A 24,132-nucleotide genomic window follows, 5' to 3' on the forward strand; every position below is an offset into this window, starting at 1 on the left:
TTATTGCATAAGGAGGAGAAATGTTAAAGTTCTTTAAAAAGAAAAAAGTAATAGCTATAACTGCCGCCTTAATAATAATTCTTGCAATTGTATTGTACGGTTATAACACATATATAAACAATATGAAAAAATTACAACAAGAAGTTAAAACGGCACAAGTAACAAAAAGGACTATTACAGAAGTGGTAAATTCAACTGGTACTATCAATCCACAAGTTGGCGCTCAAATTAACGTAGGAGCTAGAATTACAGGACAAGTAATAAAACTAAACGTACAGGTAGGAAGCGTAGTTCAGGCAGGAGAGGTTTTGGCTGAAATTGACCCAAGACCACAAATAGCTGCTCTTGAACAAGCTAAGTCGAATTATCAAGCAGCCCTAAGTAACTATAATTATGCAAAGGTAACCTATGAAAGATATGCCAAATTATTTGAAGAAGGGCTTATTTCAAAAGATAAATATGACAATGCAAAAGCTAACTATTTAGCCCAAAAGGGTGCCGTTGATGCCGCTAAGGCAGCTGTCAATACCGCACAGGTAAACCTTGAATACTGTACAATTACAGCTCCAATAAGCGGAATGGTTTCAGCAGTTACTACACACCAGGGAGAAACAGTAGTATCCGGATTGAACGCCCCAAACTTTGTAACAATTGATGACCTTGATAAGCTCGAAGTAGATGCCTCAGTTGACGAAACAGATATTGGAAAAGTAAAGGTGGGAATGCCTGCTACATTTACAGTTCTTGCTTATCCTGACAAAACGTTTACAGGAACTGTTGCAGCAATATATCCAACTTCAACTGTGGTAAGTAACGTTGTTTACTATACAACGGTAATAAAAATTGATTCAAATCCTGAACATCTTTTGAGGCCAGGGATGACTGCAAACGTAAATATAAAAGTTCAAGAAAAGAAAGATGTATTAGCAGTACCAAATCTTGCTCTAAAAACATTTGGTAATCAAACAGTGGTTTTTGTAGAAACAAGCCCAGGAGTTTTTGAAAAAAGAGTAGTTAAAACTGGCATTTCAGATCTAGATTACACTGAGATAACCAGCGGCCTAAAAGAAGGAGATAAAGTGATTGTCGGAGATATTCCAGAAAGCTTACTAAAAAAGATAAAATGAGCGAAAAAATTATAGAATTAGAAAACATACAGAAGGTTTATAAATCCGGCACTCTTGAAACTGTTGTTTTAAGAGGTATAAGCTTTGTCATCAACAAGGGTGAATTTGCTTCTATTATGGCACCATCCGGAAGTGGAAAAACAACTCTAATGAACATAATAGGGTTATTGGATAGACCCACAGGTGGAAAATACTTTCTGGATAACAAGGAGGTCTCAAAACTATCAGATAACGAACTAGCTCATTTAAGAAATCAATATATAGGCTTTATATTCCAACAATTCCATCTTTTGCCCGATCTTACGGCAATTGAAAATGTCTTGCTTCCTTCTGTCTATGCAAAAAATCCTCCACCAGACATCAAGGATAGGGCTAAAAAATATCTTGAAACAGTAGGTTTAGGAGAAAGATTAAATTTTTATCCATCTGAGCTATCAGGTGGTCAACAACAAAGAGTTGCTATAGCAAGGTCTCTTATCAATAGTCCTAAGTTAATTCTTGCCGATGAACCAACAGGTAACCTTGATCCACAATCTGGCATGGAAATATTGTCTGTCTTCCAAAAGCTTAATGAAGAAGGCATAACAATATTGATGGTCACCCACTCACCTGAAATTGCACTTTTTACAAAAAAGGTAATTACCCTTAGCTTTGGCAAAGTGCTTAAAGAAGATATTGTGAAAAATCCCAAATCTGCTCAGGAAGAATTACAAAAGATGTATGTGATTAATACATGATTATAAAAATTCTTTCTTCAGCAATTAAAATAAACTTAAAACAAGGCTTGAAGGTTTTCATTATGATCTCTGGAATATCTCTTTGTATTCTTGTAATTACTTTAGTAACATCAATAAGCCTAGGTGCAAGGCAGCTTGTAAACGAAACTCTTCAGCAATTTGGCCCAACTTCTATAATAGTTTTTGCAGGTGGCAGAAGACAACCAGGACAGCCTTTCCAAAGATCTACAACTATGACATTAGACGATGTTCGCTCAATAAAGGATCAAATAAGTGGCATTGTAGCAATAGATCCCGAAGCAAACAGCAATATGAATGCAAAATATGGAGCACAAAACATAGATACTAATATCTCAGGTGCAACACCATCATTCACTACCGCATGGGATTGGAACGTAGCTGAAGGAAGATTTTTTACCGAAAGAGAAAATGCTTCCATGTCAAGGGTAGCTGTAATCGGAACTACAGTTGCAAAGCAGTTATTTCAAGGAGAAAATCCACTTGGTAAGCTTATCAGAATTGGCACTACACCATTTACAGTAATTGGAGTATTAAGTTCACTTGGCACTACACCAAATGGTATGGATAGAGACAATAGAATTGTAATTCCACTTAACACTATGTTAAAAAGAATGCTAAACCAAACATATATAACAATGATGAGAATAAAATTTGCACCAGGCACTAATATTAACGTTGTAGCAGGAGAAATTAGTACAATCCTAAGATACAATCACAAACTTACTGCATCAGGTCTTCCAGATGACTTTACAATCATAACTCCTGATCAAGTAATGGAATTCTTAAACAGAATAAATTCAACTTTAAATATTTTTCTCGTTGTTTCAACAATAGTTGCAATAGTTATAGGCTCTGTTGTTGTTTCAAATATAATGCAGGCATCTATTTCTGAAAGAGAAAAAGAGATTGCTCTTAGAAGAGCGTTTGGGGCTACAAAATCACTTATTGTAACACAAGTTTTCCTTGAAATATTTGTGATCAGCATTATTGGTTCAGTTTTTGGAGCAACCTTAGGGGCTTTACTGGGAGTAATAATGGAACATTTCACAGGAATTCACGTTTCAATTAGTCCATTGCTGTTTCTTGTCGCATTTAGCGTATCTACAATAATAGCATTAATTGCTGGAATTCAACCAGCAATAAAAGCTAGTTCATATGATCCAGCAGTGGTCTTACAAAGATGAACAATTTCTTTATTAACTTTTCACAGGCTTTAAGAAGCATCTCTAGAAGAAAAAGAAAGTCTATACTTGCTATTTTAGGTTTTTTAATCGGTATAAGCGCTACAGTCATAATTGCAAGTATAAGTTCTGGAGTAAAAGAGAAAACAATTGAACAGATAAAGAGTATGGGCAGCAATATGATAGTAGTTACAGCAGGACAGCTCAAAATAATGGGAAATAGACCACATCAGGTCGGAAACGTAACCACTCTTACTCCCCTGGACTATACAATTCTAAAAAAGGATCTACCAAATGCAAAAATTGCAGCAACACAACAAAAAACATTTACAGTAAAATTCTCTGATTACAGCGCACAAACTACTATTATAGGTGCAACTCCAAGTCTGTTTAGCGTAAGAGGATATACAGTAAGTATGGGAAGAGAATTTACTTCCAGAGAGAATAGGCTTCGTGAAAGAGTAGCGATAATTGGTAGAACAGTAATACAAAATCTAAATGCAATACCAGAACAGCTTCTTAATGCAACAATTTTCATAAACAATATCCCTTTTAGAGTTATAGGAATACAAGACCCTGTAGGAATTGATATTGGCGGACAAGATGAAGACAATCAGATAATCATCCCACTTGATACAGCTTTAGATAGGGTTCTTAACGTTACATATATTAATAATATTTACATTAGCGCACCACAAGAATATCTTATGAGTTCATATAAAGACGAAGTAATTAGGATTCTCAGAAAAAATCACAAACTTACAGACGACCAACAAAACGATTTTACCGTTCAGGACCAAAGCGACATAATTGCAGCTCAAACGAAATCTACTCAGACACTTGATAACCTTACTGTGGCACTGGCCATGATAGCAGTCTTCATTGGCGGGTTAGGAATTGCTGCTGTTTTACTTGTCGCAGTAAAAGAACGAACCAAAGAAATAGGTGTTAGAAAATCATTTGGTGCTACAAAACAGGATATTCTCACACAATTTTTTATTGAAGCAGCAATACTTTCTGGTTCTGGAACAATTTGTGGTATATTAATAGGTTTGCTAATAACTTTTATAATAACTTTGTTTACAAAAATGCCTTTTGTAGTTCCATTTAACATCTTAATTCCCTTAATATTTATAGCATTTTTAATGGGAGTATTATTTGGAACAATACCAGCAAAAAAAGCTGCAGAAGTAGATCCTATAAGAGCCATTTACTCATAAAAAACTTCTGAGATTTTTAATATCAAAACCCCAGAAGTTTTAATTTTTATTTCAAAATTATTTATTGCTTCTTTAGCTCTTCATACCACAAAGCATTATGCTTCATTACGTACTCTTCATCAATCATTCCATTCCCAAGCATTGTACCAAGTTCTTTTCTAGAACTAGGATTAATTGCTCCGAGATAAAAGTGGACAATAATTGCTGACCCCAAAAAAGTGCCGCAAAAAACGTGGACAATAATTGCTACTTGTATTAAATATCCTGGAAAAGATGCATAAAAGAACATCATCGAACCTGTAAGTCCAAGACATAAGGAAAATATAATTATTATCCAACCTAAAAGTTTTTGGCCTGCATTAATCTTGCCCTGTGGGGGTATTTCTTTTGCCTTTATAATTGGAGAAAGATATCCCCCAAAAACCTTCATCCATTTTTTGTCTTCAGGAGTGAAAGTACTAATTAATTTCATAAAACCTGAAAATAATTTGAAGTTAAATATTGCATACAAAAGAGGCAGCAAAAGATAGAAAAAACCAAGATATTTATGAACAAAAGCAGCATTTCTGAGACTTCCAAAAGGTAGACTCATAACGTTCATTGGAGGATAAAACAATGACAACCCAGTCCACAACATGGTTATAAAGGTTATAAGATGTAACCAATGAAATATTCGGGTAGCTTTTTTATGTTTTTCAATCATCCTCTTTGCCATTACTGATCGCCTCCTTTATTTCCTGCCTGTATAAGCCTGTGGAGAAACACAAGTCCAGCAGCACCGCCTAACATGACCAACCCCAGTGGGTGCATAATATTTTTCCAAATGAGAGTATTTGCTGGAAAAACTGGATTTTTCGGCAATCCATATTTTTCGGGCTCATATTTAAGTATAGATAATACTCCTAGCCCTCCTAGTATGTTTTCTCCATAAAGATTTGCTTCTGTAAACCCTTCTTTTTTCAAGACCTCTACTCTTTCTTTACCTTGTTTTACAAGATCATCTCTTTTTCCAAAATAAAGTGCACCACCTAAGCATGCCTTCACACATGCAGGAGTAGAAGTCTCGTCAGACTTACTGCCATCAATAACTCTTGAATAACACATATCGCATTTATTTATTACCTTACCAATTTGAGGAATTCCAAAGGGACATGCACTGTGACAATAACCACATGCTATACATTTGTTCACGTCAAAGGCAACTATCCCATTCTCTGCCTGAAAAAGAGCTCCACTTGGGCAGGCTTTTACACAGGCAGGCTCTCCACAATGAAAACATTGATACTTTAAAAAGTTAAAGTTCTGTTTTTCTGTGAAATCATCATAAAAATTTATGATCATACGCGTATGCGGATTCAGGCTTGGTGGATTGGTATAAAAACCTGTAAAAGTAGTTGGATCGGTTTTCTGATCGTTCCATTGTTTACAAACAGACTGGCACCCTCTACAACCCATGCATTTAGAAGAATCAAACATATAGGCCACTCTTTCCATCTTAGGCCCTCCTCAAGTTAATCATCAAAGCTTTTGATTCCTGAATCTCAGAAGTTGGATCTCCAACATTTTCAGTCATAAGATTAGCTGAAAAAATTTCATTTTTACCGCTATCAGGATCGATTCCTACAAACCCCCAATGCCACGGTATACCTACTATATGAAACTTTTTGCCGTCAATTATCACAGGCTGCAACCTAGACGTTACACAAGCTTGAGCCTTTACTTTGCCCCTAATAGATTCAAGCTCTACTTTGTCTCCGTTTTTAATTCCAAGTTCTTTTGCTAATTCAGGATCTATTTCAGCAAATACTTGTGGCATTTCTTCAACCAAAATTGGAATTTTTCTAGTTATAGATCCACTTTGATAGTGTTCAGTCAATCTATATGTAGTACATATATATGGATATTTCGGATCGTTTAAAGGAGCGTATTTATCAATATCTGATTTGAAAATTATAGCTACAGGATTATTTTGTACAGGACTTAAAAGATTTTTCACAGGAGCTTCAATAGGCTCATAGTGTTCTGGGAAAGGACCATCCTTAACCAGACCTGATGGCACAAAGAGTCTTCCTCCACCTTCTGGTATCATTATGAAAGGAGCATCACCACCAGGAGCATCCGGCGCCTTTGTTGGAAGAAAATCTGGCACATCTGGACCAGTCCATTTTTTTTGAGCAGCATCCCATTTTATAACAGTTAGTTTTGGATTCCAAGGTTTGCCTTCAAGATCACAGCTAGCTCTATTGTAAAGAATTCTTCTATTTACAGGCCAAGACCATGCCCACTCAGAATTAAGCCCTATTCCCTCTTTTTCAGGCTTTCTTCTTGCAGCCAGATTTCCAGCAGGAGGATACACACCAGAATATATCCAACAGCCACATGCCGTAGAACCGTCGTCTTTGAGAGCTGCAAAACTAACTAACTGCTTTTTTGTACTTACCTCAAACCCATTAATCTCTTTTAAAACAGAATCGATATCATATTTATCTCCACCATAACCCCATGTTAAGTTAAGCATGCCTTCAGGTGAAGGAGTAGAAGGATCATCTTTAAACTGTTTTTTTAAACCAACCACTAGCTTATCCAATATAACCATATCTTCTTTTGATTCATACATAGGTTCTATTGCCTTATACCTCATCTGAAGCCATCTGGAAGTATTAGTAGCTGAGCCATCCTTCTCAACAAAGGATGAAACTGGCAACATAAAAACTTCAGTCTTTATGCCTTTTGGATTTGCGCCCGGCCTTTTCCAGAAATTTGCAGTCTCAGTTTCAAAAAGATCTGCAACCATAAGCCACTCAAGATTTTCCAAAGCTTTGCCAGTTTTATCTCCAAGCGGACTTGATACCAGAGGATTTTGTCCCCAGATCATCATTCCCTTTATCCCCTCATTTTTATACAAATTATCCCAAATATACATCCAGGAAGCAGGTTTGGACCACTTTGGAAGCCAATCATATCCAAAATCGTTTTCTTTTGTTGCCGCATCCCCAAACCATGCTTTAAGCATGCTGACGACAAATTTTGGTGCATTAGACCAATAACAATCAGGAAGTGTAATCTTTTTTAGATATTCTTTAAAATTTGGATGAAGTTTTTCATTGGGAGCTGCTAGATATCCGGGTAAAGAATTATACAAAAGAGCCATATCCGTTGAGCCTTGAACGTTAGTCTCACCCCTCATAGCATTTACACCACCACCAGCCATACCTATGTTACCTAATAAAAGTTGAATAATACAAAAAGCTCTAATGTTTTGTGTACCAATTGTGTGCTGAGTTAAACCCATTGCATACATCAATGTGCCAGATTTATCAGGCGCACCAGTGGAGCTATACAACTTAGCTATTTCAAGAAATGTTTCTTTGTTTATGCCTGTAACCTTCTCCACAACTTCAGGAGTATATCTAGAATAATGTACTTTCATTTTTTGAAAAACACAGTTTGGATCTTTAAGGGTCATATCCCTTAGTGGCTTATTATCAGGTCCAGTTTGGTAGGCCCAGCTTGCATAATTATAGGTTTTACTTTTTATATCCCATCCTGAAAAGTATCCATCCTTAAAATCATATTCAGGTTTTAAAAGATATGAAGCATTTGTGTAGTGCTTTACATAAGTTTCTTGATATTTATTATTCTGAAGAATATAGTTTATCAAACCCCCGAAAAAGGCAATATCAGTTCCAGGCCTTATTTGCGCATAGATATTTGAAAGTGCAGAAGTTCTAGTAAATCTTGGATCTACAGAAATGACTTTCCCACCACGTTCTTTACACATATTAATATATCGCGCGCTGCCTGGATGATTTTCTGCAGGATTTCCACCACAAATCATTATTACATCAGAATTTTTCACATCTATTAGCGAATTTGTCATTGCCCCTCTCCCAAAACTAGGGCCTAATGCTGTAACAGTAGAAGAGTGGCAGATTCTTGCCTGATGTTCAAGATATACAATGCCTAATGCTCTAGCAAATTTAGCAAACAGATAACATTCATCAGTGCCGTGAGCTGCTCCTCCAAGCATCGCAAGCCCCTCAGTTCTATTTACTGTTACTCCGTTTGACGTCTTTACAAACGAACTATCTCTGGTTTTTTTGATTCTTTTGACAAGCTCAGAAATAGTCCAATCCCAGCTTTTCTCTTCCCACTTGTCAGAACCAGGAGCCCTATACATTGGTTTTTTCAACCTCAATGGGCTATCGTAAATACTAAAACAGGTAGAACCCTTTGCACAAAGCCCGCCTTCGCTATTTGGATTATCTGGATCACCTTCTATGTTTACCACTTTACCACCTTTGGAATATACCAACAGTCCACACCCAACCCCACAATAAATGCACACAGAATTAGTAACCTTGGTATCCTTTAGCTTAAAAGGTATACTTGCGTGCGCTAATTTTGGTACAGCTACATTACCATCTAATACCATCATTGAAGCACTAACAAAGGAAAACTTAAGAAAATCCCTTCGATTAAATTTCCCCATTCATTTCACTCCCTTGATAGTGAATATATTTTTTAATTTCAAAACACTATCAAGTTTATAATAACATATTAAATTGGTAAAATAATCATTATCAAATTTAAATATTTTAAAAAAATGCTTATAAATGCTTATATAAATAAAATATTTTTATACCATCGTTATGAAAATCAGGAGTTTTTTACAAATTGAACATTTATAAGTAATTTTACAATAAAATATTATAAAAAAGACTTATTATTAATAATAAATATTATTTGCTAATCCAAGAAGCGGCGTAAAAAATCTTAAACCATGAAGGCCTAAAATCCATATCTTTCATCGATATGTCTAAATTCCAGCTGGATAGATAAAGCAAGGGATAAAGGTGTGTATCCTCATTTTTCTCCCTTAAGTCAAGAACCTTTAAATACATCCCACAAGCTTCACAAACCTCTACTCTCCATCCAGGAAGCTCATCTGCGCTATAATATCTCATAGACTTTTGTTCTTCATCAGCACATAGAGGGCAAACTGTCCTCCTGTGTCCCCATCTCGTATAACAGGTAGAACACACCAAACTTTTTTTCCCGTCTCCCTCAATAAAGCCTATGCCAGCACTTGAACCACAAACAGGACAAACTGGCTCATACCATTTTGCAAGGTTACATCTTTTCGAAAGTATTTCACCAATATAAGAATAGATAGAAGAATAAACTAGTAGCTTTACAAAACCAATTTTATCCTCAGATAAATTCAATTTATCAAATATTGTCAAACTTTTTTCATCAAAACGTACTTTTTCCTTAATTCCAAAATCATCCTTTACAATTTTCGCCAAAAAATTTAAATCCTTTTTGTACATTTTTAATTTAAATAATTCTAAATAAGACCTTCCTTCGTCAAATACTTTTTTAAATTCTTCTGTATCAATGCTTTCTTCAGGTATAAAGTCAATTATTTTGGTCAACAAACTTTCCCTACAGGAATAGTATTTATCCCAAAATTCGACCACAGACTCTAATATTGGATACTTTTCAACAAATTTTGTTAAATTCATCCATAACCTCCAGTAATTTGACTAACTTAGACAAATTTTTAAAAACAAAATTATCAGTTCATAATTATTCTGCTATTATTAAACGTTAACAAGATTTGAGTGCAAAGTCAAATTAGACTTTGCACTCAAATTAAATTTTATTTACTTCTATTTAACACTTAATCTACTTAATTTTTAAAAGTTTACTATTTTTTCAACTCCTCATACCACAGAGCATTGTGATGCTTCACATAATCTTCATCTATCATGCCGCTTCCAAGCATTGTCCCCAGTTCTTTGTTCGAAGTAGGATTGATCGCAGCAAGGTAAAAATGAACTATTACTGCAGCCCCCAAGAATGTGCCACAAAATACGTGAATCATTATAGCTATTCGAACAAGTAGTCCAGGGAAAGACGCATAATAGAACATTATCAATCCTGTTAAACCAAGCAAAATTGAAAACACTATTATTATCCACCCTAAAAGCTTTTGTCCTGCATTGTATTTCCCCTGAGGTGGGACTTCATCAGCCTTTATTATAGGATGCAAATAACCGCCCAATATAGAGAGCCATTTCTTATCCTCAGGCGTAAACGTACTAATTGTTTTAAAGAAATTGGAAAACAGTTTAAAGTTCCAAGAAACATAAATTATTGGAAGAATTACATAAAACCATCCAAGATATTTGTGAATAAAGGCTGCGTTTCTAAGACTTCCAAATGTCATGCCTAGCACATTAGTCCATGGATAAAACAAGGAAAATCCTGTCCATAACATGATTATAAAAGTTATAAGGTGCAGCCAGTGAAAAATCCTTGTATTCTTTTTGTGCTTCTCAATCTTATTTGCAGCCACTACTGTTCACCTCCCTTTTTCCCCAGGTTGAGCGCCCTATGAAGCACAACAAGGCCAGCTGCGCCTCCTAGCATTATTACTCCCAAAGGATGCAATATCCCTTTCCACAAGCCAATATCATTAGGAAACACAGGTTCTTTTGGAAGACCATATTTTTCAGGAGAATATTTTAGTATAGCAAGAACTCCGAGCCCTCCAAGTATATTTTCTCCATAAAGATTGGCTTCCGTATAGCCTTTCTTTTTCAGAACCTCAACTCTTTTCTTACCTTGCTCAACCAAATCACTTCTCTTTCCAAAAGTAAGTGCACCTGCAGGGCAGCTTTTTACACATGCTGGAATAGAAGTCTTATCAGACTCAGAGCCTTCCATTACTCTTGAATAACACATGTCACATTTGTTTATTACCTTGCCAATTTGAGGAATTCCAAAGGGACATGCACTGTGACAATAACCACAAGCAATGCACTTATTTTCGTCAAATGCTACTATTCCGTTTTCCGCTTGGAAAAGAGCTCCGCTTGGACATACCTTTACACATGCAGGATCTCCGCAATGAAAACACTGATATTTCAAAAAGTTAAAATTTGGATCTGGAGTAAAGTTGTCATAAAATTTTATAATCATCCTCGTATCAGGATTCAGGCTGGGCGGATTGGTATATACCCCCTTAAACGTCGTAGGAACAGTCTCTTGATCGTTCCATTCTTTACAAATACTTTGACATCCTCTACAACCCATGCACTTAGAAGAATCATACATATAGGCCACTCTTTCCATTTTAGGCCCTCCTCAAGTTAATCATCAAAGCTTTTGATTCTGGAATGAGGCTAGTCGGATCGCCAACATTCTCTGTTACAAGATTCGCAGCATAAGATTCGTCTTTACCACTATCTGGGTCTATACCAACAAAGCCCCAGTTCCATGGGATTCCAACTACATGATATTTTTTGCCGTTGATTACCATAGGCTGAACTCTAGTAGTGACACATGCTTTTGCCTTAACTTTTCCCCTTATAGATTCCAATTCTACATCGTCGCCATCTTTAATTCCCAGCTCTTTAGCAAGCTCTGGATCAATCTCAGCAAATACTTGTGGCATTTCTTCTACAGTTACAGGTATTTTTCTTGTTATTGCACCAGATTGATAATGTTCTGCAACTCTATAAGTAGTACAAATGTATGGATATTTTGGATCGTGAAGTGGAGCGTATTTGTCTATATTTGATTTGAATATCAAAGCAATTGGATTGTTTTGAACAGGGTTTACTTTATTTTCAACAGGGGATTCAATTGGCTCATAGTGTTCAGGGAATGGCCCATCTTTTACCAGTCCGCCTGGCACAAATAGTCTGCCCTGCCCGCCAGTTAGCATGATAAAAGGCAAAGTACCTCCTGGATCTGTGGGAGCTTTTGTGGGCAAGAAATCAGGTACATCTCTTCCAACCCATTTTTTCTGTGACGAATCCCACTTTATTACATATTTTTCTGGATTCCATGGGTTGCCTTCTAGATCACATCCTGCTCTATTATATAAAATTCTTCTGTTCACAGGCCATGCCCAACCCCATTCAGGATTAAGTCCCAACCCTGTTTTTTCTGGCTTTCTTCTTTTCGCAAGGTTCCCAGCAGGCGGATACATTCCAGAGTATATCCAACAACCACTCGTTGTAGAACCATCGTCTTTTAGCGCTGCAAAGCCCGGAACTTGTTTTTTAGTTGCTACTTCAAACCCATTAATTTCTTTAAATACCTCATCAGCGCTGTGGTTATGACCACCATAGTTCCACGTTAAATTCAGTATTGCTTCTGGATTTGGCGTTGACGGATCTGCTTTTACTAACTCTTTTATCTTATATATCAGATCGTGCAATATTACAGAATCTTCCCTACACTCATATAGAGGCTCAACTGCCTTGTATCTCATCTGAAGCCATCTGGAGGTATTTGTAGCTGAACCGTCTTTCTCTACCATTGAAGCTACAGGCAATAAAAATACTTCCGTTTTAATACTCTTTGGATCTGCATGTGGTCTTTTCCAGAAATTAGCAGTCTCAGTCTCAAACAAATCTGCAACCATTAACCATTCTAGATTTTCAAGAGCCTTACCCGTTTTTTCAGCAAATGGGCTGGATACCAATGGGTTTTGACCCCAAATCATCATTCCCTTAATTCCTTCTTTTTTGTATAAATTGTCCCATATGTGCATCCATGAAGCAGGCTTAGACCACTTTGGCAGCCAATTATACCCGAAATCATTTTCTTTTGTAGCTGCATCACCAAACCATGCCTTAAGCATGCTTATAATAAACTTCGGAGCATTAACCCAATAACTATCAGGAGCAATAGATTTTTTAATAAATTCCTGAAGATTTGGATGCAATTTGTCGTTTGGTGATGGCAAGTAACCTGGAAGGGTATGGAACAAAAGGCCCATATCAGTAGAACCCTGAACATTTGCCTCACCCCTCATAGCGTTTACCCCGCCACCAGCCATACCCATATTTCCTAACAGAAGCTGAATTATACAAAAGGCTCTGATGTTCTGCGTTCCCACAGTGTGTTGAGTAAGACCCATAGCATAAATTAAGCATCCTGACTTATCTGGTGCTCCTGTGGAAGAATAAACTTCAGCAATCTTTAGAAAAGTTTCTTTTTTCATTCCAGTAACATTCTCGACTACTTCTGGCGTATATCTTGAGTAGTGCTTTGCCAGTCTTTGAAACACACAATTTGGATCTTGGAGTGTCATGTCTTTCAAGACTTTTTTATCTGGTCCTGTTTGAAATCCCCAGGTTGCATAATTGTACATCTTTTTTGCCTCATCCCATCCAGAAAAATGGCCATCTTTGAAGTCAAATTCAGGATTCAACAACCATGAGGCATTAGTATAATTCTTAAGATAAATTTCCTGATATTTTTTGTTTTGAATTATATAGTTGATTAAACCACCAAAAAATACGATATCTGTTCCTGGTCTTATTGGCGAATATATATCAGAAAGCGAAGAAGTTCTCGTAAACCTTGGATCTACAGAAATAACTATCCCACCTGAATCCTTGCACATATTAATATATCTTGCTATAGCAGGGTGATTTTCAGCAGGATTTCCCCCACAAATCATAATTACATCTGAATTTCTTACATCAGTTAAAGGATTTGTCATTGCACCTCTTCCAAAACTTGGACCCAAACTGGTCACTGTGGAAGAGTGTCATATACGTGCCTGATGTTCAAGATAAACTATCCCAAGCGATCTTGCAAATTTAGACAATAGATAACATTCATCAGTATCATGGGATGCCCCTCCAAGCTGAACAAGACCTTCGGTTCTGTTTACTGGAACTCCCCCCACTTCCTTAACAAAGGTTTCATTCCTTGTTTTCAGGATTCTTTTTGCTACCTCATTAATAGTCCAGTCCCAGCTCTTTTCTTCCCATTTATCAGAACCAGGTGCTCTATACATAGGTTTCTTCAATCTCAGAGGATTGGAATAAACGTAGAAAGACGTTGCACCTTTTGCACAAAGTCCGCCTTCGTTGTTAGGATTGTCAGGATCGCCTTCAATGTTTACTACTTTACCATCTTTTGCATAAACAAGAAGTCCACATCCTACACCACAGTAAATACATACTGAAGGACTTACTTTAGTGTCTTTTAACTTGAAGGGTTTTACAGAAGCCTGTGCAGGCACAGCAATATTGCCGTCCATTACCATTGCTGTAGCGCCAGCAAACGTAAGCTTTAAGAAGTCCCTCCTTCTAAGCTTCCCCATTCATTTCACTCCCTTTTTTGAGACATATATAAAAATAAATTAAAGAAAATAAGAATAAATAGCATTTTTATAAAAATTTACATAACTTACTTTATATTTTACAACCCACTTTGATAAAAAAAACAACTATTTTTAATAAAACTTACTTATATTACACTAAATTATATTTATTTGTATTTTCCCAATTTAGATATATTAAACACTTTTAAAACTACACTAAAGCGCTAAAAATTATCTCAGAAAGCGTTGGGTGAGCATAAATTATGTTCTTTAGCTCAGTTACATTTGCTTTACTTTGCATTGCAATAGCCATAATATGAACTAACTCGTATGCCATAGGACCTATAAACATGGCACCAAGTATAATCTCATCTTCAGAAGTAAGGACCTTAAAAAAGCCTGAATTTTGACCCATAATAAGTGCTTTTCCATTGCCTTTAAAAAATGCCCTGTATGTTTTATAAGAAATTCCTTTTGATTTCAGGTCTTCTTCTGTTAATCCAATACAACCTACACCAGGATCTGTAAATACCACCCTTGGCAAAAGTTCATAATTAACACACTCAGTTTCGCCAAGTATTTTTTTTGCAACAAATATTCCTTCTCTAGTAGCTACATTGGCTAGCATTGGAGTTTTTATAATATCTCCTACTGCATATACGTTACTGTTATTTATGCTAAAATCATTCTCTGTAATTATGTAATCCCTTTCGGTTTTTGCATTAATAGCCTCCAAATTCAGATCCTTTGTATTAGGTCCTCTTCCTACAGAAACTAATATAATATCCACAAGAGCCTCTTTAACTAAATTACTTTTTCTATTTTTAAAATTAACCAATATCTTTTCATCTTTGTTTTGAACATTTACAATCTCTGAATCAGTATTTACAGATATATTTCTCTTTTTAAATTCTCTCAGAAGAGTGCGAGAAACCTCATCATCTTCTACTCCCATTATCTTAGGTAAAAATTCCACAATTGTTACGTTTGATCCAAAATAATTTAGTAACGACGCAAACTCACAACCTACATATCCTCCTCCAACAACAAGAATGTCTTTTGGCAAGTTTTTCAACTTTAAAAGACCGCTACTTGAAATAATTTTATTTTCATCGATATTCAAAGTTGAAAGACTTTTTGGATATGAGCCTGTTGCTAAAACAATGCTATCAGCAAAATAATCAACACCGTCAACCCTTACTGCATTATTAGTTACCAGCATCCCCTTACCAAAGATCATATTAACTTTTGACCTTTTCAGTCTTGAAATTATTCCCTGTCTCAATTGAGATTTCTGATCCTCTAAAAGCTTCACTGCATTAGAATACTCTATTCTGAAGTCAACATTGAAAACATCTTTGTATTCTTTCATTCTTTGTACCAAATGAGCGCTTTCAACTAGCGACTTTACAGGAATACATCCTTCATTTAAACATGTACCGCCAATATTTTCTTCAGATTTATCTACCAAACATACACTTTTTCCTCTTTCTCCTAAATAAAGCGCACATTCATAGCCTGCTGGTCCAGCACCAAGAATAATCGCATCAAATTTATTTTCCAACCTCAACTTCTCCCACAAGATAAATATTTTTGTGCGTTATATGAGCTTCTTACATATGGAGCACTTTCAACATGTTTAAAACCAAAGTTTCGTGCAATTTCTCCTATTTCTTCAAATTTGTCTGGATGAACGTATTCATAAACCTCGACATTCTTCAAACTTGGTCTTAAATATTGCCCTATACTAATAAAATCACAGTTAATTTTAATAAGCCTTTCAAAAACTTCCTTTAATTCGTCCATCGTTTCTCCCAAGCCAAGCATTATCCCAGTTTTTGTAAAGACATTTTGAGATAATTTTTTAACACTTTCTAAAACATATAGGGATCTCTCAAATGAAGCCCCTTTCCTAATAGCATAAAGTCTTGGAACAGTTTCCAGATTGTGACCAAAAATCTCAGGATTTAACCCAATTACTGTTTTAATTGAATCAGTATCACCCTTGAAATCAGGCACTAAAACTTCGATAGTAACATTTGGATTAAGATTTCTAATAGCTTTTATAGTGTTTGCAAAGTGAAGTGCTCCGCCATCAAAAATGTCATCCCTAGTAGGGGATGTGATTACTACATGAGAAAGATTCAGTCTTTCTACAGCTTGAGCTACTCTTTCTGGCTCATACGGATCTAAAGGTTTTAGTAAATTTTTATCCTTAGCTTTCTTTACATTACAAAATTCACAAGATCTCGTACATACATCACCCATTATTAGAAAAGTAGCATGTCTATTACTAAAACACTCTGATATATTAGGACACCTTGCTTCTTCGCAAACAGTGTTTAACTCCAAATCTTTTAGTAAAACTCTTGTATAGTTCTCCGTCTTTTGACAAACTTTCTTATGAAGCCACGCAGGTTTCTTTTTCAATACCATCCCTATTCCAACTTTCAGATAAATATTTTTTCTCTCTCAAAAAAGAAGCAAGCCTAATTTCCTCTTTTGTTGGTTCACAAAAATCTAAATCAACTTTCATTTCCTTACTAAAAAACGTTGCAAGACCTTTGAGTGCGCTCTCATAAGATATATCTTGAACCCAATCTTGAAGCGAATTTCCATGCTCATAAGGCTTAGAAAGATTTCTTCTACTCTTTACTGGGATAGAACCATGTTGGAATATTACATCGTGAGAGCGCTTTTGTGCATTCCCCCCAACCTTTTGGCCATCTATTAAAATATCATACTTTTCCTTACCCTGATAACACAATATTGGGTTTTTCTCCGAATCAGCATTTTCACACTCACATGCCCATTTGGCATTTAGATTTAAAGAATTATAGAAGTCCAACACAAAAGAAGTCAATTTTTTGTAAGAGTCAACTACAGACAAATTGCCCAAATGTTCTTGAGAACAAACAATAGAGTATGAAATTTCTTCATGATGGTACAAAGCATTCCCCCCCGTCAACCTTCTAACAAAAAAACCTTCCTCGTGAGACAAAAAAACCTTGTTAATATCAGATATTTTTTGAAATCTCCCCACTGATAAAACTGAAGGATGCCAAAAATAAAATCTTATTACAGGTTCTCTTTTCTTTAAGAAGGTTAAATATAAAGCTTCGTCAATAGCCATATTATAATCACCACTTAATGGAGACGAAACTATAAATCTAAACCTCTTACAAGACAATCTAAGTCCCTTCCTTCTTAAATATTTAAGATATATAAATCATACTTTTTTATTAAATTATTCAATATTATACAGCTTATTCCAAAATTCATAATATTTTAAGCTTTAACAACTAAATCTTTAGCAGCTTTTGTTTCGTCTGGTCTTGAAATAACAGTTGTTTTGGGAAGTTCTTTAAAAGCTACAGGATTTTGCTCTGCTAATTTAACCGCATCAATAATAGCACCTATAAATTTATCAAGAGTTTCTTTCGATTCTGTTTCAGTTGGTTCAATCATAAAAGCTTCCTTTACTATCAAAGGAAAATATATCGTAGGAGGATGAAACCCTCTATCTATAAGAAACTTTGCAAAGTCAAGAGCGCTTGCACCCTTTTTTGCCATTTCAGAAAGAGAAAACACGCACTCATGCATGCAAGTTCTATCGTATGGAAGCTTTAAATAACCCTTAAGTCTATTCATTACATAATTTGCATTCAAGACTGCCATTTCTGCAGAATATTTAATACCCTCAGTTCCAAGAAGTTTAATGTATAAATATGCCTTTAAAATAACAGCAAAGTTTCCAAAAAATGACGAAATGTGACCAATAGATTTATCTGAGTTCGATACGACTACTAGAGAGTCACCTTCTCTTTTTACCCTAGGAATAGGAAGAAAATCTTCAAGAAATTTCTTAACTCCTACCGGGCCAGCTCCAGGGCCTCCGCCGCCATGTGGAGTGCCAAAAGTCTTGTGCACGTTAACGTGTATAACGTCAAACCCCAAGTCACCCGGCCTGACCTTTCCCATTATTGCATTGAGGTTTGCACCATCATAGTACATTAATGCTCCAACAGAATGAGCTAAATCAGAAATCTCTTTTATGTTCTTCTCAAATAAACCCAAAGTATTAGGGCATGTCATCATTACTGCGGCCACATCAGTATCAAGATGTTTTTTTAGCTCATCTACATCCATTTCCCCTTCACTATTTGAAGGTATTGTAACTACCTCATAGCCTACCATAGATGCACTTGCAGGATTTGTGCCGTGGGAAGAATCGGGTACAATAACTTTGGTTCTCTTTGAATTTCTTGATTTGTGATAGCTAGAGATAATCATAATTCCAGTTAGCTCACCGTGAGCTCCAGCCATTGGATTAATAGTAGCATAGTCCATTCCTGTTATCTCACACAAAATGTCTTGGAAGTCTGAAATAAGTTCAAGAGCACCCTTACACCTATCAATACTATCTGGCAATATAGACAAAAATGGGTGAAGATTTAAAAATTCAGGGATATTTGCAGCTTTTTCTAAAATTTTTGGGTTATACTTCATCGTACAAGAACCCAATGGATAAAATTGAGTATCCACAGAAAAATTCAATCTGGAAAGATTGATAAAATGTCTTATAAGATCTAGTTCTGATACCTCAGGCAAATTAAGTTCTGATCGAGAAAGCTCACCTGGAAAATCTTTCAAATTTACGTCTGATTCAGGCAAGTTAAAAGACTTTCTACCGCTCTTCGACTCCTCAAATATTAATTTCATAACATGGCCTCCAAAATAGAGCATACGTTATCAATCTTTTCTTTTGACATCTTTTCAGTTATGTTTATCAAAATGTCTTTTTCTGAACCACCAAACAGGTATAGTGGAACCCCAAAAGCAATATTCTTTGATAATAGTGCTAAAAAAATCTCTTTAGCAGGCTTATTAAATTCGACAACAAATTCATTAAAAGTAGTTGCATTGTTCTTTATGTTTAAACCTAATTCTATCAACTTTTTCTTCATATATTCGCTTTTACTAAAATTTATTTGAGCTAATTCTTTCAAGCCGTTTTTCCCAAGAGAACACAGATAAACCAGAGCCCTCAAAGCACATAGTCCTTCATTAGAGCATATATTAGAGGTCGCACGATGTCTTTTTATGTGTTGCTCTCTAGCTTGGAGAGTTAAAACGTAGGCTTTTTTATTATTTCTATCCAATGTTTCGCCCACAATCCTACCAGGCATATTTCTAATGTATGCCTTTTTGGTTACCAAAAAACCAAAATATGGTCCTCCAAACGAAAGCGGATTTCCAAGTGATTGTCCTTCACCAGTTGCAATATCTACTCCCATCTGGCCAGGCGTTTTAACAATTCCTAAAGAAATAGGATATACGCTTGATACTGCCAAAATTCCCTTTTCATGGGCAAAGTTGACAAGCTCAGTCCAATCATGAACGCTTCCATAAAAAGTTGGGTTTTGAAAAACAAAACAAGCCACGTCAGAATCAAGCATAAATTTTATCTTATCAAAATCTGGTTCAATCCCATTTGTTTCAACTTCGATTAATTCATATGGCAAAAATTTTAAATACGTCTTGACTATATTTCTGTATATTGGGTTAACGCTTTTGTCCATTATTATCTTTTCTCTTCTAGTGATTCTAAGCGACATTAAAACAGCTTCTGCAAGAGCAGTTCCGCCATCGTAGAGAGAGGCATTTGTCACCTCAAGGTCAGTTAAATTACAAATAGCAGTCTGATACTCAAACAGCGCTTGTAGAGTTCCCTGAGAACATTCTGGTTGGTAAGGAGTATATGCAGTATAGAACTCAGATCTTGATGCAACAAAATCAACCACACTTGGAATTATGTGATCGTATAGACCCGCACCAATAAAGTGATATGATATTAAATTATTTTTTTTGGCCAGATCTAAAATATGATTGTATCCTTCATGTTCAGAAATTCCTTTACCCAATTTTTTAAAATTAATTTCTTCGACAGGAAGATCTTTAAACAAATCATCAACTTCATTTACATTACAAACAGAACACATTTCCTTTATGTCTTCTTGTGTATGTGGACAAAAATTCATTTTTAGTCCAGCTCCTTAATATAGTTTTCATATGATGCCTTGTCCATAAGATTATTAAGCTCGCTAGGGTCAGAAACCTTAACCTTTGCTATCCAACCTTCTTCTTCTGGACTCTTGTTTATAATTTCAGGTTCATTTTCCAATTTACTATTCACTTCAATTATTTCTCCACTTACAGGAGCATACACATCACTAGCAGCTTTCACAGACTCAATAGTACAGAATATACTAAATTGCTTAATTTCAGTGCCAACTTCTGGCAATTCAACATAAGTAATATCTCCTAGCTGATGTTGAGCATAATCTGTAATTCCAATCGTTCCTACATTGCCATCTATTTCTAACCACTCGTGATCTTTTGAATAATATCTTGACACAGATATTCCTCCTTTTAAAGTAATATTTTTATTTTATTTTCTAAGAGATCCATCTTTATAAAACGGTATTTTTTCAACTACAGCTTTAATTATTACTCTATCTTGAGACAATTCTAAAATTGTATTCTCACTACTATATTGAGGTTTTACATAGCCCATACCAATTCCCTTTCCTAGCGATGGGGAAAAGCCTCCACTAGTCACATATCCAATATCCATACCATCTGCAAAAATCTTATAACCATGTCTTGGAGCCCTTCTGCTATCACAGACAAAACCTACTCTTATTTTTTCTAACTCAGTCTCTTTTTGTTTCAAAAGCGCTTCTTTGCCTACAAAATCTTTATCAAGGTGAACGAAATAAGAGAGATCAGCCTCTAATGGTGTAGTGTCTTCATCAAGATCACTACCATACAAAGGGTAACCCATTTCAAGTCTTAGCAAATCTCTTGCACCAAGCCCAGCAGGCTTTATTCTTTCATCTTTAAGTAAATCGTTCCAAACATCAACACAAATAGTTGACGGCATATATATCTCAAAGCCTAGTTCTCCCGTATATCCAGTTCTTGAAAGTATCACTTCTTGATTCATAAGGCTGGTTTTAGTAAAAGAAAAATATTTTAACTCATCTATAATCCCTGGAAAATATTTTCTTAACAGTTCTCTTGAAAGAGGGCCCTGAACATCAAGCTTTGAGGTAGTTTCTGATCTATCTTCAAAAATAAAGTTGCCCTTTAAAACACTTTTAATAACGTTAAAATCATTATCCTTTGTACCAGCATTTACTACCATCATAAGTTCATCAGCGCTTAATCTGTAAACAATACAATCGTCTACAATTCCCCCTTTTTCATTCAAAATTAAACCATACCTGCACTTTCCTACATTAATTGTGCCAATTTTAAAAGAAAAAGCCATTTCAATATTTGTATTTGCCAGATCACCTTTAAAATAAAATTCGCCCATATGACAAGTGTCAAAAAGCGCAGCACTTTTTCTACATTGCATATGTTCTTCAATTATACTCTCATATTGGATTGGCATATTCCATCCCCCAAAGGGTGCCATTTTTGCTTTTAGCTTAATGTGTTCAGCCTCAAGCGGTGTCGATTTTAAATTCTCCATCGTTTCACCTTCCTATTTTCTTAAGATTTGTTTTAAGTTTTCACTTAATTCTCTAAGTGCTCTGCCTCTATGACTTATCTTTTCTTTTTCTTCAAGTGAAAGTTCAGCCATACTTTTCTCATAGCCTAAAGGAATAAAAATTGGGTCATAGCCAAAACCATTTTCACCCTTCGGTTCAAACCCAATATGTCCCTCACAAACTCCTTCTGCCTGACAAATAATTTTATTCTCGTAAAGAATAAAACAAGCCCTAAATCTTGCAGACCTCTTTTCAAATGGCAAATTCCCAAGAAGTTTTAATATGCCCATACATTTTTCCAAATCTGTTACATCGCCAAAAAACCTTGATGACAAGACACCTGGTTTTTTGTCCAGTGCATCAACTTCAAGGCCAGAATCATCAGCTAATGAGGCAATATTGGTAGCCTCATAAAACGCTCTAGCTTTTATCAAGGCATTTTCACAAAACGTAGAACCCGTTTCTTCTGGATCAATAAGGCAATTTATTTCTGAAGGCAATACAAAGTCAAAGTTATATTTGGACAAAACGTTAACAATTTCTTTTATTTTATTTTTATTATTAGTAGCAAGAAGTAATTTCATAAGTTCATCCTTGTATCAAAAATAAGTGTTACAGGGCCATCGTTTACAAGAGAAACCTGCATATGTTCTCCAAAAAATCCTTTTTTTACAACAGTTTTTTCTTTTAAAACATTAAACATATATTCAAATAGTTCGTTTGCTCTGTTTGGCTTCTCAGATCTCTCAAAACTAGGCCTTAAACCTTTTGAGGTATTGGCAAGTAACGTAAATTGAGGGACAATCAAAAGCTCGCCTTTTATATCAAGAAGGGAAAGATCCAAAGGCATCCTTTCAGATTGAAAAAGCCTTAATTTACATATTTTTTCACAAAAAAGAGAGATTTCTTCTTCTTTATCTTCTTTTTCAAAATTTATTAACAAAACTAGACCCTTGTTTATCGACGAATATAAATTCTTTTCGCTTACACTGACACTTGCACTTAGCACTCTTTGGGCAACAACCCTCAAAACTTACCACATCCCCCTTTGTTGTTCAAATTTTTTCAACAACCTTTCTCTGCTAATTAGTTTTGTGAGCAAGAGAAACAATCTCTTCTACTCCTTTCAAGCCATTTTCTAATAAAAACTTTCTAATACCAATAGAGATCTCGTCCAACAAATCCGGATTGTTATAAAAGCTAGAACCAATTCCAATATAATTTGCTCCTGCCATAAACATTTCTATAGCAGATTCAACAGAATATACACCCCCAACGCCAATAATCGGTAACTTCGTAGCTCTTCTCAAGTCCCATACACATTTAAGAGAAGTAGGTAAAAGAGCCGGACCAGATAAGCCACCGTGTATATTGCCTAAAAATGGTTTTTTTCTATTTATATCAATTCTCATTCCAGGTAAAGTATTAATTGCACAAAAAATATCTATTCCCTCACCCTCCAGTGAAACTCCCATTTCTTTAAAATTAGATAGCGGAGACAATTTTGCAATCAAAGCCTTTTTCCACACTTTTCTTACCTTTTTGCAAACTTTAACTGAATCCTTTACATTAGAGGAAAAAGTGACGCCAGCGCTTTTTAAATTTGGACAGGAAAGGTTCAATTCAAGAGCAATAACATCATTTTCTATTTCAGTTACTCTATTTGCCAGGTATTCAAAGTCATCAACTGTTTCACCAGATATACTAAATATTAATGGACAATCTAAGAAAAAATTTTTTATAGTGGGAAAAAGTTTTAAATATTCATCTATACCAGGATTTTGAAGCCCAATGGAGTTTAGCATTCCTGCGGGAGTTTCAACTATTCTTGGTAGTATATTTCCTTCCCTTTTTTTTGTAGTAGCAGTTTTTAAAGTAAAGGCACCAAATTTTTTAAGTTCATAATCACTGCTTACATCATATCCCAAACCAAATACCCCAGAAGGTGCTATAAAAGGGTTTTCAAGAACTACATCAGAAAAAATTACTTTTAAATTAGACATAAAATACCCATTCTGAAATCGAATATATCCCCTCAAAATTTAAAATAAAACCTAAAAAATTAAGAATTTTACAAAAAACTTTAGATATCAGTTCACTTATCTCCCTTTAAAATTGCCAAAATATATTAATTTAAAATTTTTAT

At 35.4% G+C, this 24,132-nt stretch carries 21 protein-coding genes; 4 read left to right on the forward strand and 17 right to left on the reverse strand.

Annotation, left to right across the window (positions count from 1 at the left end; all coding sequences use genetic code 11):
• Positions 1 to 20 precede the first annotated feature (20 nt).
• The 4 genes from THENA_RS05815 to THENA_RS05830 are packed head-to-tail and all read left to right on the forward strand — an operon-like array spanning position 21 to position 4,286.
• Positions 21 to 1,127 (forward strand): efflux RND transporter periplasmic adaptor subunit, encoded by a 1,107-nt coding sequence (locus THENA_RS05815; protein WP_013756476.1) that lies wholly within the window; start codon positions 21 to 23, stop codon positions 1,125 to 1,127.
• On the forward strand, positions 1,124 to 1,864 hold the full coding sequence (locus THENA_RS05820) for an ABC transporter ATP-binding protein (RefSeq protein ID WP_013756477.1): 741 nt from the start codon (positions 1,124 to 1,126) through the stop codon (positions 1,862 to 1,864). The genes THENA_RS05815 and THENA_RS05820 overlap by 4 nt, the downstream gene beginning before the upstream one ends.
• Positions 1,861 to 3,069: an ABC transporter permease gene (locus THENA_RS05825; RefSeq protein WP_013756478.1), complete on the forward strand. Its 1,209-nt coding sequence runs from the start codon at positions 1,861 to 1,863 to the stop codon at positions 3,067 to 3,069. The genes THENA_RS05820 and THENA_RS05825 overlap by 4 nt, the downstream gene beginning before the upstream one ends.
• Positions 3,066 to 4,286 carry an ABC transporter permease gene (locus tag THENA_RS05830; protein ID WP_013756479.1) on the forward strand — a complete coding sequence of 407 codons (1,221 nt, stop codon included), beginning with the start codon at positions 3,066 to 3,068 and terminating at the stop codon, positions 4,284 to 4,286. Before THENA_RS05825 ends, THENA_RS05830 begins: the two co-directional genes overlap by 4 nt.
• A 61-nt stretch (positions 4,287 to 4,347) precedes the next feature.
• Here THENA_RS05830 and THENA_RS05835 read toward each other — a convergent pair whose 3' ends face one another.
• The 17 genes from THENA_RS05835 to THENA_RS05920 form a co-directional block, all read right to left on the reverse strand.
• Positions 4,348 to 5,001, reverse strand: coding sequence for a formate dehydrogenase subunit gamma (locus tag THENA_RS05835; protein WP_013756480.1), 654 nt, complete (start codon positions 4,999 to 5,001; stop codon positions 4,348 to 4,350).
• Positions 5,001 to 5,780 (reverse strand): 4Fe-4S dicluster domain-containing protein, encoded by a 780-nt coding sequence (locus THENA_RS05840; RefSeq protein ID WP_013756481.1) that lies wholly within the window; start codon positions 5,778 to 5,780, stop codon positions 5,001 to 5,003. The genes THENA_RS05835 and THENA_RS05840 overlap by 1 nt, the downstream gene beginning before the upstream one ends.
• Before the next feature lies 1 nt (position 5,781).
• Entirely contained in the window at positions 5,782 to 8,778 is a 2,997-nt protein-coding gene (gene fdnG / locus THENA_RS05845; protein WP_013756482.1) for a formate dehydrogenase-N subunit alpha, read from the reverse strand.
• A 250-nt stretch (positions 8,779 to 9,028) separates the two neighbouring features.
• Positions 9,029 to 9,814, reverse strand: a complete 786-nt coding sequence (locus THENA_RS05850; RefSeq protein ID WP_013756483.1) for a formate dehydrogenase accessory protein FdhE — start codon at positions 9,812 to 9,814, stop codon at positions 9,029 to 9,031.
• A gap of 185 nt (positions 9,815 to 9,999) precedes the next feature.
• Complete coding sequence (locus THENA_RS05855; RefSeq protein WP_013756484.1) at positions 10,000 to 10,650, reverse strand: formate dehydrogenase subunit gamma; 651 nt, start codon at positions 10,648 to 10,650, stop codon at positions 10,000 to 10,002.
• A complete protein-coding gene (locus THENA_RS05860) occupies positions 10,650 to 11,429 on the reverse strand; it encodes a 4Fe-4S dicluster domain-containing protein (RefSeq protein ID WP_013756485.1) in 780 nt (259 codons plus the stop codon). The genes THENA_RS05855 and THENA_RS05860 overlap by 1 nt, the downstream gene beginning before the upstream one ends.
• Before the next feature lies 1 nt (position 11,430).
• A complete protein-coding gene (gene fdnG / locus THENA_RS05865) occupies positions 11,431 to 14,424 on the reverse strand; it encodes a formate dehydrogenase-N subunit alpha (RefSeq protein WP_083816153.1) in 2,994 nt (997 codons plus the stop codon).
• 211 nt (positions 14,425 to 14,635) lie between these two features.
• Positions 14,636 to 15,988: a dihydrolipoyl dehydrogenase gene (gene lpdA, locus THENA_RS05875; RefSeq protein WP_013756488.1), complete on the reverse strand. Its 1,353-nt coding sequence runs from the start codon at positions 15,986 to 15,988 to the stop codon at positions 14,636 to 14,638.
• Positions 15,989 to 15,990: 2 nt separating this feature from the next.
• On the reverse strand, positions 15,991 to 16,860 hold the full coding sequence (lipA, locus tag THENA_RS05880; RefSeq protein WP_013756489.1) for a lipoyl synthase: 870 nt from the start codon (positions 16,858 to 16,860) through the stop codon (positions 15,991 to 15,993).
• A complete protein-coding gene (locus THENA_RS05885; RefSeq protein WP_013756490.1) occupies positions 16,826 to 17,614 on the reverse strand; it encodes a lipoate--protein ligase family protein in 789 nt (262 codons plus the stop codon). Before THENA_RS05885 ends, lipA begins: the two co-directional genes overlap by 35 nt.
• Positions 17,615 to 17,712: 98 nt before the next feature.
• Entirely contained in the window at positions 17,713 to 19,146 is a 1,434-nt protein-coding gene (gene gcvPB, locus THENA_RS05890) for an aminomethyl-transferring glycine dehydrogenase subunit GcvPB (protein ID WP_013756491.1), read from the reverse strand.
• On the reverse strand, positions 19,143 to 20,465 hold the full coding sequence (gene gcvPA / locus THENA_RS05895) for an aminomethyl-transferring glycine dehydrogenase subunit GcvPA (protein WP_013756492.1): 1,323 nt from the start codon (positions 20,463 to 20,465) through the stop codon (positions 19,143 to 19,145). The genes gcvPB and gcvPA overlap by 4 nt, the downstream gene beginning before the upstream one ends.
• Positions 20,466 to 20,467: 2 nt before the next feature.
• Positions 20,468 to 20,842: a glycine cleavage system protein GcvH gene (gene gcvH, locus THENA_RS05900; protein ID WP_013756493.1), complete on the reverse strand. Its 375-nt coding sequence runs from the start codon at positions 20,840 to 20,842 to the stop codon at positions 20,468 to 20,470.
• Positions 20,843 to 20,875: 33 nt separating this feature from the next.
• Positions 20,876 to 21,967, reverse strand: coding sequence for a glycine cleavage system aminomethyltransferase GcvT (gene gcvT / locus THENA_RS05905; RefSeq protein WP_013756494.1), 1,092 nt, complete (start codon positions 21,965 to 21,967; stop codon positions 20,876 to 20,878).
• A 12-nt stretch (positions 21,968 to 21,979) separates the two neighbouring features.
• Positions 21,980 to 22,570 (reverse strand): RdgB/HAM1 family non-canonical purine NTP pyrophosphatase, encoded by a 591-nt coding sequence (rdgB, locus tag THENA_RS05910; protein WP_013756495.1) that lies wholly within the window; start codon positions 22,568 to 22,570, stop codon positions 21,980 to 21,982.
• Complete coding sequence (gene dtd, locus THENA_RS05915) at positions 22,567 to 23,016, reverse strand: D-aminoacyl-tRNA deacylase (RefSeq protein ID WP_013756496.1); 450 nt, start codon at positions 23,014 to 23,016, stop codon at positions 22,567 to 22,569. The genes rdgB and dtd overlap by 4 nt, the downstream gene beginning before the upstream one ends.
• 52 nt (positions 23,017 to 23,068) lie before the next feature.
• Positions 23,069 to 23,989, reverse strand: coding sequence for a dihydroorotate dehydrogenase (locus THENA_RS05920; protein WP_013756497.1), 921 nt, complete (start codon positions 23,987 to 23,989; stop codon positions 23,069 to 23,071).
• Between the last annotated feature and the right edge of the window lie 143 nt (positions 23,990 to 24,132).

It is taken from the genome of Thermodesulfobium narugense DSM 14796 (assembly GCF_000212395.1).
In the GTDB taxonomy this organism is placed as follows: Bacteria; Thermodesulfobiota; Thermodesulfobiia; order Thermodesulfobiales; family Thermodesulfobiaceae; genus Thermodesulfobium; species Thermodesulfobium narugense.

Coding starts and splice junctions, on each gene's coding strand:
- THENA_RS05815 (WP_013756476.1), top strand. CDS start 21: ATGTTAAAGTTCTTTAAAAAGAAAAAAGTAATAGCTATAACTGCCGCC.
- THENA_RS05820 (WP_013756477.1), top strand. CDS start 1,124: ATGAGCGAAAAAATTATAGAATTAGAAAACATACAGAAGGTTTATAAA.
- THENA_RS05825 (WP_013756478.1), top strand. CDS start 1,861: ATGATTATAAAAATTCTTTCTTCAGCAATTAAAATAAACTTAAAACAA.
- THENA_RS05830 (WP_013756479.1), top strand. CDS start 3,066: ATGAACAATTTCTTTATTAACTTTTCACAGGCTTTAAGAAGCATCTCT.
- THENA_RS05835 (WP_013756480.1), bottom strand. CDS start 5,001: ATGGCAAAGAGGATGATTGAAAAACATAAAAAAGCTACCCGAATATTT.
- THENA_RS05840 (WP_013756481.1), bottom strand. CDS start 5,780: ATGGAAAGAGTGGCCTATATGTTTGATTCTTCTAAATGCATGGGTTGT.
- fdnG (WP_013756482.1), bottom strand. CDS start 8,778: ATGGGGAAATTTAATCGAAGGGATTTTCTTAAGTTTTCCTTTGTTAGT.
- THENA_RS05850 (WP_013756483.1), bottom strand. CDS start 9,814: ATGAATTTAACAAAATTTGTTGAAAAGTATCCAATATTAGAGTCTGTG.
- THENA_RS05860 (WP_013756485.1), bottom strand. CDS start 11,429: ATGGAAAGAGTGGCCTATATGTATGATTCTTCTAAGTGCATGGGTTGT.
- lipA (WP_013756489.1), bottom strand. CDS start 16,860: ATGGTATTGAAAAAGAAACCTGCGTGGCTTCATAAGAAAGTTTGTCAA.
- gcvPB (WP_013756491.1), bottom strand. CDS start 19,146: ATGAAATTAATATTTGAGGAGTCGAAGAGCGGTAGAAAGTCTTTTAAC.
- gcvPA (WP_013756492.1), bottom strand. CDS start 20,465: ATGAATTTTTGTCCACATACACAAGAAGACATAAAGGAAATGTGTTCT.
- gcvT (WP_013756494.1), bottom strand. CDS start 21,967: ATGGAGAATTTAAAATCGACACCGCTTGAGGCTGAACACATTAAGCTA.
- rdgB (WP_013756495.1), bottom strand. CDS start 22,570: ATGAAATTACTTCTTGCTACTAATAATAAAAATAAAATAAAAGAAATT.
- THENA_RS05920 (WP_013756497.1), bottom strand. CDS start 23,989: ATGTCTAATTTAAAAGTAATTTTTTCTGATGTAGTTCTTGAAAACCCT.